General features: G+C 55.4%; 1 protein-coding gene. It reads left to right on the forward strand.

The window, feature by feature from the left end:
• Nucleotides 1–531: 531 nt before the first annotated feature.
• Nucleotides 532–13,456, forward strand: a 12,925-nt coding sequence (locus PHH49_04725; protein MDD5488250.1) for a hypothetical protein, incomplete at its 3' end; no start/stop codon positions are given.

Genomic DNA, 13,456 nt, shown 5'->3' on the forward strand with positions numbered 1-13,456 from the left:
GTTATGGGACAAAAACTTAGCCGGACAGGCGTATTTATTGCCTGTCCGGCTTTTTATATGTCCTAGAATCAGACCCTGTTAGTATCAAAAAATTTACCTTTAATGCGTTGACTCATTATTACTATATGATATAATTAAATAATCAACATTATATTGTTAAGTTTAAAAAAGTTAGAAAATATCAGGTTTAGGCGTGATGTGCTTTTATAATTGTGTATTATCTAATAGTTACAAGAAAACATTGAGAAGACGTTAGCAAATAAAAAGCCGGTTATTTCCAATTGACCCGTGACCAAAAAATGCTATACTATATCAGGGTTAAGTAATAACAAAGTTTGTTAAAATACAGGAAGGTATGCTATGAATAACAATAGCTTAGCTAGGGTTATCCCGAGCGGAGATGCAAAAAAAGGTTTTGCGCAGAACCTGCATCCGGCTGGGGAGACAAACGAGAACGATTATAGTGTGGTTGGGTGGAAGCATCGCCACCGGACCCTGATACGATGCGTAAGCATCGTCCTTTCCGTACTTATGGTACACCAGCAAGCAGGCTGGGCCGAGAATGGCAGGCCGGTCTGGACGCAGGCGAACCCATACTCCGCCGAATACGAACAAGGGCTCAGGATCAATGAGATAAATATCCCCTACGATGTGGCCGAAACCCAGGAAACCGTAATGAACGGCGGCGAGGATGTCATAATACATGTGCAGGACGCACATGAATCTTTATCTGCGCAGTATTCCATAGTTAACCTTCTTGATTCACTTGTCACGAACTACGACCTGGACCTTATCGCCGTCGAGGGTGGGAGCGGCGCCATCAATACCGCCATATTAAGCTCGTTCCCGGACAAAAAGATCAGGGACGAAGGCACCGCATCCCTCATGAGCGAAGGCCTGATAGGTGCCGGGGAATTTTTCGCCATTACACGCGATAATGACGAGGTCGAGCTTTTTGGCGTGGAGAATAGCGATCTTTACCAGAAGAACCTCGACAGTTTCAGGCGTGTAGCGGGCGATCGAGCTCGACGGGTCGAGAACGTGAACGGTCTACTCTCCCAGATCGGGGCTATGGAAAAGGCCATATGCTCGAAAGAACTCGCGGAACTTAACGACAAATGCCTGGAGCACAAGGAAGGACGACTTTCTTTTACCGACTATTGGCAATTCATGAGTACAGCTGCCGATAAGTACGGAGCTGATTACTCGGACGATAAAGAGCTGGGTAAACTTGCGGGATCCGTAGAAATGGAGAAAGAGATAGATTTCGATAAAGCCAACAGGGAGAGAAGGCTTCTGATCGACGCGCTTACCAGGACAATAGCCAAAGATGAGCTGGAGAAGCTAGTCCTGAGGTCGCTGGCTTTCAAGAATTCCAAATTGTCCCAGGCCGAATACCACAAATATCTCATATCTCTCGCTGAGGAGTACAAAATACCTTCGGAAGATTACCAGGACCTCATAAGGTTCGCCAGATACGTGGCGCTTTTCGAGTCGGTGGAGTTGCTCCAGTTGTACAGGGAACTGGAAGGCCTTGAGGACAAAGTAAGGGAAAAATTATACCGCAACGAGGACGAAAGAACTCTCAATAAAATGACAAGACTGGTAAGGCTCCTTAAAAGCCTATACAGCATGGAAATATCCAATCACGAGTATATCCAGATAAGGGACCATTACACGGAATACACCCCCGCGTCTTGCGCGTCGTTCATTAAAGATAAATGCCTTAAATATGGTGTTGCCGTAAACGGCGGATATGATCTCGGTGAGGTGTTCAATGAGGTCGAGGACGCTCTCGGGTTCTATGAGGACGCTGAGGCCAGGAATAACGCCATTATAGCCAATACCCTCATGGATATGAAGAAAAAGGACAAGCATGTCGCCGCGCTTATAACCGGCGGATACCATACAGAAGGCCTTACCGAGCTTATGCGGAAGAACCACCTGTCATATCTTGTAGTGGTCCCGAAGTTCGAGAGAGGGAAAGAAAGACCTTATGTGGCCGTATTGACCAATAAGGGGAGCGACTATAAGAAACTGCTTGATGCCGCGCGGTACGAGATATCCGTGGAACTCCTTTCCGATCTTATGGAAAAGGACATAATGGCGCTGAAAAAAGGGTGTTATGATTTTGTCGCACGATCAGCGCAGACTTTTGGGGCCAGGGAAGCCAGACAGCTCATAGGGAAATGGAAAGAGGCCTACAGGGGCAGGTACAAAGCCGATTATTCACTTACGCCTGAGGATTTTGACGCGTTCATGGACGGGATATATGTAGCGCAAATGGGCAGGGACACGGTCATCGCCGACAAGGATGGCCTTTTCATAGCTGTGGTAAAGGACGGAGAGCTTGAGAAGTTCGAGGCACCTTCGCGGTCGCAGAGAGAGGCGATCGCCCGTCAGATGCAACGCGAGGGCGTGCCCGAAGAAGAACTTATAGGAGAAAGGCTCACCGCGCTCGAGACGACCGTACAGGACCTTCGTTTCGACGCCGTGGCCGAAAGCATACTGGATGGAGTGCTGGCCGGCAGGATACGAGTGAATGATACGGATATGGAAAATGAGGAGTTGAGGGAAAAGGCCGCCGCGCGCCTTAGAAGCAAAGGCATAGAGGTAACGGACGCCAACATAGATACTGTTATCGGTAAAGTTAACGTGATGATCGCGGAAAAAGGCATACAAATAGCGCCGGAAGAACCGGCCCCGGTGGTCGAAGCGGAGATAGTCGCTGTCGAAGAGCCGGAAGTAGCCGTGACCGTGACCGTGACCGAGCGTGAGATCATATCCGAGATCGACAGGGTGATGGATCTGGCGATAGTATCGCCGGGAACCGCCGCGGATGAGCTGGCCGGGACGCTGGAAGACCTCAACGCGAATTCAACCGCCGGGCAAATGGCTGTTGACGAAGTGGCGGGGAGAATAGACGCCGTGAGAATGCTTGTCGCCGATAACGCGTCGGCCGCAAAAATAATCGCGGATGCCGGGCGTGAACGCGCGGATGTTATCTTGAACGCTTTGTCAGACCGGGATGTGCGCGTAACGCTCGACGGGAACGTGATAGCGGCCGTGGATCTGGCCAGCCTTGTTCCGGGGTCTTTCGTGATATCGGAAAGAAGCGCGCAAAGGGGCGGGGAGATCGCACTTAAGATCACTGATCGCGCGCCTCCTTCGGGTCCAGGAATAAGCGGCGCCGTTGCTCTTTTGTTCTCGGCGATCATCGTAGCACAGCTCCTATCGTTACTAACGGGGTCTGCCGGTAATGCCGTTGATGGAATGGGCCAGGGCATGCCTATGATGGCTGGCCTGGGAGAAGCCGGCGGGATGATCTTCGTGGGAGTGTTCGTGGCCATGTTGCTTCTCCAGGCACCGATCATGTACCTTATCGAGAAGATACGCCACAGGGGGGAAGGCCTGTCGGTACCCAGAAGCAGGATGCTCAAATACGCCGTTCTTATGGTGCTAGCGAGTACCGCTGTTAGCACGCCGACCGCTTATATCGTCCAGAATAAATATTTCCAGCAGTATGTGCAAACGGCCCCGGCGGAAGTCGGAAAAGCCGAAGAAGCCATAGATTGGGCCGTGAGGTATACGGACAAGACCAAATATCATCACGGTGATTTTGAAGGCATCAAGAGGGCGAAGAACCTTCTTATACTGACCGCGGCTCTTGAATCAGGATTTGAGGAAAGGGTACAACGTGCCGGTGGTGCCGGCAGGGGCCTTTTCCAGATGGAACCCAAGACCGCCATAGATGTTATCCATAACATAAACTCAAAAGTGCATGACGACGCGTACAGGGCCTTCCGGGACCTTGGCCTGGACTCGAACGAAATATTTGACCTCTGCCGGGACGAGGAAGCCATGGGGCGCATGCTGGTGGAGAACGACAGGTTCGCCGCGCTTCTTGCAAGACTTATGTATACAAGAGTGAACGCCCCGCTTCCCGGTACATATACGGGATATTATAACTACTGGTACATGAACTACCATAAGGGGACAGGGGATAAGGGCCTTCATTTCTTCAGGACCTATTACAGACTCGAGGGTGTGCTCAGGACCATATTGCTTATGGCTGGCGGATATCTGTACTTTGCTACACGCGGAGCTCAACCCGCTGTTGAAGGCCATGTGGTACAAGCCAGTATTTTCTCTGTAGAGGGTCTTATCGGGCTTGTGGTCATAGCGGCCATAGTCTACGGCGTCCAGCACCTTATAAGGAAATATAAGGCGGGGACCGCGGAAGAAAAACCCGCGGAGGAAGTAGTTGTGGCGAAAAAAGAACAGCCCGTTACTGCGCCTGCCGAGGAAGGGCCTATAGCGATCGAGGCCGAGAAAAAGCCCGCGCGTAAGCCGGTGCCGGTCACGCCCGCTATGCGTAAGGAGATTAACGAACAGGCGTTAGTGTTCTTGAGGGACTCCTTCGTGGATAAAGGGCCGTTTACGCAATTCATGACCACCGTTCTGCAGCTTCAGATGATACTCGACACGCCGAATGAGAAGAACGCCGCCAGCCTTGAAAAAGGCATGGTAGCCGTCAGCCAGGCCAAGGTCTCGGCTGCGGTCTGGTTGAGCCGTATGATGGCTAAGGAAGGCGGTGTCGACGAGCTCAACGATATAATCGTGGTAGCTGAGATGCAATTGTTATCCATAAAGGAAGACGGCGATTTCGAAGAGAACCTGCAGGCGGAGATATTGCTTGATAACGCCAGAAAATTATCACGCCAGATAGAGGCGCACAGGCAAAAGGGCGATAACGTCGCTCCTTTGTGCGAGCAGATGGTCAAACTGCTCAGCGCTAATGTCCTTAAAAAAGCGAGATCCGAATATGAGGAGCTGCACCGCCAGGCGCATCCCAAAAGAGAAGACACTAAACAGGCTATTTCGAAGGTGGCCATGGCCATGGACCGTAACATGGCCGCGAAGAACCAGAAAGGACTGGCGGAAAATATTGCCGAAGCCAGGAAGATCATGACCCAGATAGCCAACGATGCCGAGATAAACTTGGCTATCCCCGCGAGGCTCCAGGACGGGTTCAGGCAGAGGATCTACCAGGCCGCTGCCGCTATGGCCGTGCTTGATATTATGGAAATGGACGCGATGCAGGCTACCGCAACTGACGGGAAAGAGTTCATACAAGCGGATATCGACCAGCTAACGTCCCGCGCGCACGGGCTTATGGCCGAGATCGAGAACGACGCGCTCTTATCCAAGATAAAGAACTTAAGGGAGGTTTCTGAACTCAGGGAACTTCTCGCGCAGCCTGGCCGGTCGGTCGCCGTTGGGGTCAGGACATCACCGGTGAAAATGCCAGGAGCCGCGACAGGCGAGGTGGTTTTCGCGGCGAATTTTGATCCGGACGGGAACATAGATCTTTCCGGGATGGATGAAAGATATGCCAGTCTTATGGGGAAAGTATTCACGGACCTCCGTCCAGCGATGGCGTCCCTTTCCAGTAAGGCCAGGGAAGATGGGAGAACGCTGGCTTTTGCCATGAGAAAAGGGTTGAAGCCGAAGCCGGGAGAGAAAATGGCAGGCGGGTTGCATGTAAACACTAACGACGGTGTTATAGAGATGGACGAGAATATCCTTGAAGGGATACTTTCTCTGGCGAGGACGTCCGACAAGCCTTGGATAAAATATGGGACCAGCGATTTCCTTCCGGGCCTGGCATGGTTGATCAACCATGAGATAGGACACGCCATCCTGGACAGCGACGACGTACAGGCCGAAGAAATGGCCCTTATGGTGAAGGATATCCATGATTTTCTCCTTATGGAAAGTACGTCCCAGGGCGCGCTTCTTTGGCTGATGTCCACGCGGAACAAGAATCTTATAGATGAATCCAATTTCGACGCTATCCTCCGCGCGGCGAGGAACGCTTTCGAGGCGGAGCGCTCAGAGAAGGGAATGGATCTTGATGTCGAAAAGGCCGCTAAGTCCCACGCGTTCGCCATGCTGAACCGCGCCAAATGGTATCTCGCTAAAACGCTTACGGGGTACCAGAAAGGCGTATCATCTCTGAGATTGACAGATGAATACGATGACCAGGGCGATCTCGTTAGCCGGGGCAAGAGGCCGCAAGTGGAAAAACTGTACGCGGAAGTAACGGCCATTATGTCGGAGATAAACAAGAAAGCGCGTCTCGCGCGCGCTATGGACAACCGGGAGGTCCTCGAAATACTGGGTATAAAAACAGGCCCCGGCACTCCGGATTATCTTAACGGGTTGGCCGCCTCCACGCAGATAAACCTGGTTGAAAGGATAGAACTTATAGACGCGGCCGGTATCGATATATACAACGGCAGGGGCATATCGCTTCTTGGTGTGAGTACGCCGGTATTGAGGGCGATGACCGAAAGGAAACAAGCGCTTGGGGATAGAGCCCCGTCCACGGTCAACGGCCTGCTGGAACTCGCTCGCATGAATGGGGATGATTTCGCCGCTATGCTGGAAATAGCTGTGGTAGCACCCGCGCCTACACCGGTTCCCGCGGTCACGGGTGTAAGGGCTTCTCCCGTTAGGATGGGAGGGGCAGAAGCCGCTCCGATATCGTTCGAGGACAGGCTGGAAGACAGCAACGTGGAATCCCACAGGGTACGCCTGGAAAATATAAATGACGCTGAACTCCGAGAATGGGTCAGCGGGAAACCGGAACTTATTGGATGGATGAACGAGGCCTGGGAAGGATACGGACGTAAATACGGTCTATTAAGAAGCCAGTGGGTGGGCGCCCTGCATCTTGTCAGAGGCGGGCGTTTTGTGGAGAAATCCACCGGTACCGGAAAACAGGACATGATCTCCGCGGCCGTGCATGTGAAGCTTCGCCAAAAGGACGCGGAAGGGATAACCGGGTTCTGCCAGCACATCGTCACGAGAACGGACGACCTTGTAGCAAGGGATGCGAAAGCCATGGCCGGGATGTTCGCGGCCATCGGTGCGGACTGGACCGGTGGTTATATCGTGGACAACATGTCCGGCGGTAAGGATTTTTACTTATACGATCACAACGCCGGTCGGTTCAACACAGTGTCGCAAGAAGAGTTCTTCGCCAACGCCAGATGGGCGGTCAGCACCTATTATAACCTTAACTTCATATCGCAGGAGCAGGATAACCCCGCGATGGTACGGGCGTTCAACACCCCGGGGACAAGAGGTGTGTGGATAGACGAGTTCGATACGGTCGCGCTGAACCTTACGGAAAAATGCGTCATTTCCGGTGAGACCGACAGCGCGGCGGCTAAAGAACTGGCCGTCATGGAAAAACTGCACGAGCTCATGGCCGCGGGAAGGCTTGCGGAGCTGGAGGATAAAGGCGCCTTAACTATAAGGAAGGCGAAGGACAGGCAGAAACAGGTAACACTTACGGGGTTCCCGTTCTTCGGCGGTAAGGCGAGGTTCGGGAAGATGGTCTCGGCGGTGAAAGCGGGAACGCCGGAACTTGCCGATGTGCCTTTCGATACGTGGGTCCGCATGATGGAAGCCCTTTATACCGCGAAATTCAGCTGGGAAAAAGGACGCGATTACGAGATACGCGGCGGCGACGTGGTCCCAAGGGACGCCCAGACGGACCTTCTTATGTTCGGCCGGGAAATGGCCGATATAAGCGACGCCTTGCGGCTACTTAACGGCATAGGGCCCAGGGGAAAGAAGGAGACCATATCCGAACGCCCGATATCGGAATTCCTTTCACTCGCGAGTTTCACCGGTACGGACGGCACGCGCAATATAGGAGGCACGTCGGCTACGGGCGCGAGGACGGTAGGCGAGCTCTACACCGGTGAGGGCATCCTTCCCGAAATAAAGGTCATAAGTGAAGATGCCGTCGGACATGATTTCAGGAACAACCGACAGGAAGTACCGATAATAGCGTCCGCGGACGAGGCCGCCGCGCGTGAAAAACTGCTGGAAGAGCTCAAGAAGGATATGGACGCCGGCCAAATCATAAAGGTCAGGGTCGAGGACGCGGAAACGGTAGCGGAACTTGTAAGAACACAGATACCGGGGGCCACGGTACAGGTGCTGGCCGGGGACATAGACAGCGCGACGAAGGAAGCGTACGTGGCTAATGCCGGTAAGCGCGGCGTTATCACGATAATCGACAACGCGAACGTAAGGGGTACCAGCCCCAGGATAGACGAGGAGAACGGGAACTGGGAAAAAGGTATAGTGCTTCACCTCCTGTATCCCGAGGACTTCGACATAGAGGAAGAGCAGCTGGTAGGCCGTATAGCCCGCGCCGGCGAACCGGGGCTTGTAAAAAGGCACTACAACTCCGGATATTTCAGGGGGCTCCGCGACCGCCAGGAAGGTACGGAGGCGAAGTCCGCGATAGACGGCATCATAGAAGCGCTTAACGCCTATAACGGGGACCAGGGCGCGGAGAACGCCGAACGGCTCTCCGGGGCGATAGAAAGGTACAAGAACATACGGTTCAACGACCGTATAGCGCGTGACATGAGGGAACTTGAGCCCGAAAGCACGCTGCAAGGCTTCCGCGGCGAGATGACGGAACTTTCAAGCGAAGACAACATAAGGTCAGACGTGGATGCCGCTTTCGACGACATGATGTCGGACCCCGATATCAGGAACTATTATGTTACGACGACGGACAGGATGTTCCTCGCTTCACAGGCGACGGGAGACGCGGAGAGGGTGAACGCCATAAGGGAAGCGCTGGCCGTAACGTTCAATATGACGCCAGAAAGGTTCGGCGAAGAGAGCATTAACTCGCTCGCGGTCGCTCTCGCGGTCTCAGGGAGCGCTGACGCCTTCAGGGAGATAATGGGACGTTTCGTAAGGGCCAGCGCGGCGGAGATAGCTTTCGCGACCGCCAGGAAGGAGAGGACGGACTTCCTGACCAAAAAAGAGATAATGAGGCGCGAGATGAACGCGCTCAGCACTCTGTCGGGAGCGGTGGGTACGCCGCTTGAAGCGCAGAGGGACTCGCTGGCTATAAAGCTGGGAGAGGACGCGGTAGCGGCGGTAAAGACCGCGTCGGGTAACGCGATATTCACGGTGCTTTTCGGCAGGGACGAACAGCAGGCCAGCGCGGCGGACCACGCTGCGAGGCTGCGCGCGAAAGGGAACGTGTTCCGCGCGGTGGGCTTCCTCCTGAAAGCCGCCGTGGTCATAGGGCTCATATACCTGGTCAATAACCGGCTGGGACTCGCCGATATGCTTAAAGCCCAGGCGGAAGGCGGCATCGGGCGCAACGAGATAATAGCCGGGCTTAACAACCTCTTCCCGTTCCTGGGCGGCGAATACGTGTCCCTACTGATGATAGCGGCGGTCGTTATTCTTATAGGCGTGGTCGCGTTCTCGAAGACTTACCTCAAAAAGGCTACCGCGCATCCGAAGCCGGTAGAAGATATCATAAAGCTGATGGACGGCACTTACCGCGGGAACAAGGCAAAAGCCGTAGGGAGTTTCGTGCTTTACCAGTTCGTGCTGTCCCTTTTAGGTTTCCTCGCGACCGCGGCGGCCGGTGCGCTTGCGGTTGCCGGGGTCGTTGCCATGATCACCTCGCCGGCATCCATGGTGTCGCTTTCGGGCATATTCGCCGGCGCCGTTTTCGCCGGCATCATCGCGCTGGCGGCAAAAGGCATTACATATTATATTTATTCCTCTAAAAAGGAGCTTTCCCCGGAAGACCTTTCGCGGGGGTATTCCCGGCTGGATACCGGCGCGCTGTTAACGGGCCTCGTGTCCGCCGTAGGCGTGGCCGGGTCGGCGTTCCTCATGAAAGCGTCGCCGGTAGCCGGCGGGATAGGCCTGTTCGCGATCATAGCGGCGCTTATCGCTTCAAGGGCCATAGCCAGGAAGTTCCACGGTGACGAGAAGACGTTCGACAGGAGGGCCCTCACGGGTTACGGTCTCGCATTACTGGTGGCTGCGCCGGCGCTCGCGCTTATCGTCTATTCGGGCGGGGCATGGTTTCTTTCGGGGGCCATGCTGCAGTTCGTGGCTGTGGTGCCGTTCGCGATAAAGATAGCCCTGACATTGACGAGTTCATACAAGCTCAGCATGAAGATGTCGTCTCTGGAAAAAAGGCTCCTGGAGAAGCCGAGACTCCTGGGCTTCGCCGAGTCCGCGGTCAAGATCTCGATGGTAAGCTTTGTCATACTGCTTTCGGCATGGGCCATGGCTACGACCACGATACCCGGGATGATATGGGGAAAACACGCGCTCAGCCTGGCGACTTGGCTCGTTGCCGGCGGCGTGGCACTTACTGTCATAGCCGCGATAGTGATATTTTTCATGGCCGCGTCCGCCTCAAGAGGCAGGTCGAAGGGGCTTATCCACAAGATACTGGAGAACGCTACCGCAAGGCAGGGACTGGCGATGATGGGCGTAGGCTCGGCCATATCCATTATGGGGCCGCAGATCGCCCAGGAGACCGTGCCTGTCCAGGTACACGCTGAAGCGATGGAAAGATTAAGGACACTTAACCAGCAGGACCAGAGGGCGATCGCGAGGGATCTCAGCAGGATCGCCCTTGCCGCTACGTCGCAGCAGCCTTTGGCGCCGGAGACGACGGTCACTACGGAACCCTCGGTTACCCTGCCGGTCGACGGTCCGGACACCGCCGGGGGGAGCGGTCTTACCGGCGGAGCCACCGGAAGCGGCCCCATGGGCGGCACGCCTCCGGTCGTAATAGAGCCGCAGGCGGTTCCCGGCATGCCGGCGGAACTCTCGGCGGGGCTTGACAGGATAAACGCGCTGATGGCAGAGGCCACAATTCCCGGTGCCATGCCGCAGGATGTGTCCGATAAACTGGCGGCCGCGGCCCGCATATTGAGGGAGCTCGCTCCGGAACACCCCGAGGTGCTGTCCCTTATGGGCGAGAACACAAGGAATATATTGGCCTCGAGGATCGAAACGATGGCCGAGAGGCCCGCGGACCTCGCCAGCGGTATGGCGGAAGTGGAAAAGCTCATGGAGGAAATAAGCCAGTCATGGGACGGCACCGAACAGGCTACCGGGAAGATAGCCCGTGTCAGCAGCATACTCAGGGGACTTGCTCCTAAGTACCCCAACATTTTCGAGCTTTTCGGCCAGGATACAAGGGCACAGATAGCCGAAAGGATATTCCCGGACATGAATAGGCCGCTGGAGCAGCAGCCGGCCGCGTTGCGGGACGGCATTAACAGGATAGAAACGCTGCTCAACGATATCGCGGAAAAGAAACTCGCACCGGCCGGGGCGAAGAGGAACCTGGACGAAGCCAGCCGGACGTTGCGGGAACTCGCGGAGACATATCCCGGGGCCATGGCGCTGCTGGGTGAGGATACCAGGAGCGCTCTCGCGGTGCAACTGGTCGCCATAGAAGGCGCGGCCGGGATGACAACTGTTGCTACGGCGGAGCCGGCCCCGGAACCCGCGGCCGCCGCCGAGGTAAGGCCCGCTCTTGCCGCGGATTTCATGGATAACGCAGCAGGTCTGTTGACGGCCGAAGACATCTCGGAGATAAAAGCCCGCGCGGAAAAAGCTGTCGCCGAGGCCACGGCCATGAGGGACGAGGCCAGGAAGGAACTTGAGGAGAGGGGCGCCGGCCTGGATGAGGTCGCGCAGACCGCCCTGAAGGACCGCATAGACGAGGCGGAAGTCGCCATACAGCGCAACAACGCATATATCGCTTATTTCACGGAACTGGGAACGGTGATCGGGAAGTTCGAAGCCCCCGTCCAGAACGCCCGTAAGGCTTATGACGGCCTCGTGGCCGGGAACTCCGACGAAAAGAGCAGAGTGGAAGCCCTTCTTGCCTTATTGAGGCTGGAGAGGGCCAGGGTACAGGAGCTGGCTCAGGCTACACGCGGAGCCATGAGCGAGGAAGCCGTGGGAAAAGCGGGGGACATAAGCTCGCTTGGCGAGACCGTATGGCATGAGGCTACCAGGACGAACGTGCCGGTATTCCCCGTCGATACGGGACTGGACGACGCGGCTATGGCCCAGGTCAGGGCCCTGGTCGTCCTGGAACAAGAGGCGGATGTCCTTGGATACCAGATAGAGGGGCTTGAGGCCATATCGGCCGTGAGGGAAGATTTCGTTAAGATCGAAGCCCTTATCCCGAGGATAGAACGCGCTCTCGACGCCCGTAACGATGAAGAAGCCGCTCCGCTTATAAGGGAGATGATGACGCTTGTAGGGGACCTTGGGTCGAGAGGCATGAAGACCATGGAACCGATAAACATGGAGTCCCTGAGGGCGCTTGACAGGATCATGATGCGCTTTATCAGCGTACGGCAGGAAATGATCTCGACCGGCGTGATGAAACTCAACAGAAAAGATGCCCGCAGAAAAGAGATAGACCGCCAGCTTTTCGACCTCAGGACGGCCGTGCTGAGTTTCCGGGAGGATGTGGAAACGTTCAGGAACGAGGGTGAATACAGATTGGCCCTTTCGAACCTGGAGAGGCGGATGGGCTCTTTTGTGTCCGGTTTGACGGCGCAGGAAAAAGAAGAAATGAGGATAGAAGAACACCTGAACGGGCTTAACCAGACCCTGGAACAGGCGCAGGCGATCATAGAGGCCGGGTTCCGGCTGGAAACCGCGCGCGAGAACGCCAGGGAAATGGAAGAATCCCTTAATGAGCTCCAGAGGCAGACCGCGGCCGCCAGGGCCAGGGAAGAGGCGCCGAAGGCAAGCCTCGAAGTCCTGCCGGAAAGAGCGCCGGCCACCGTTACGTATGCGGATGACAAAGAGACGTACGAGGTCCTGATGGACGGATACGCGTTCATACGTATGGACGGACGCCATATGGTCGACGGTGCGCTGGACGGTGAGCGCGCGTGGCATCACCAGACGTTCGGCCTCTTGGAGAGGCGAGATCTCATATACAGTACGACATCCGACATGAGGGATATGGTCGGTACGACAACGCTTACCGAGGATAACGGGAGACAGGTAGCGGTCAGGTGGATGTCCGCGGAGCCCCAGGGAGAAGACAGGATAAGGATAAGCTGGAGAGAAACGTATCTCGACAGGGGCAGGGAGGTAAGTAAAGATCACGCGTATACGTACCAGATGATGCCGATAAGCCGGGGTGCCGGCAACCTGGTCCTCAGGATGACCCAGGGCAACAAAAAAGACGTTATGAACTACAGGTACGTGGCCGACCGGACGGAGCTTATGCGCCTTATCCGCAGGGGATACAGGGTCTACGACCGACAGGGGGCCCCGGTATATTCCGACAGTGCGGTAGAGCTTGCCAGGAAGGAAAAATACCAGGAAGCGATCATCCAGGACAGGATGGACCGGACGGCCGCGCGCCATGAGGCCGTAAGGGCCAGGGAAGCGAACACCGAGCAGGATGTCATACGGCTGCTTCTCACTTCACCCCAGGCCAGGCAGGAACAACTGGATATAGAAAAAGCCTGGGCCGAGCTCCTCAGGGAGATGTCGCCGGACATGAAGGCGGACTTCGGGATAAGCGGTACGCTCTCGACGGCCGGGGGTC

The sequence above is a fragment of the Candidatus Omnitrophota bacterium genome (genome assembly GCA_028715965.1).
Classification (GTDB): domain Bacteria; phylum Omnitrophota; class Gorgyraeia; order Tantalellales; family Tantalellaceae; genus JAQUQS01.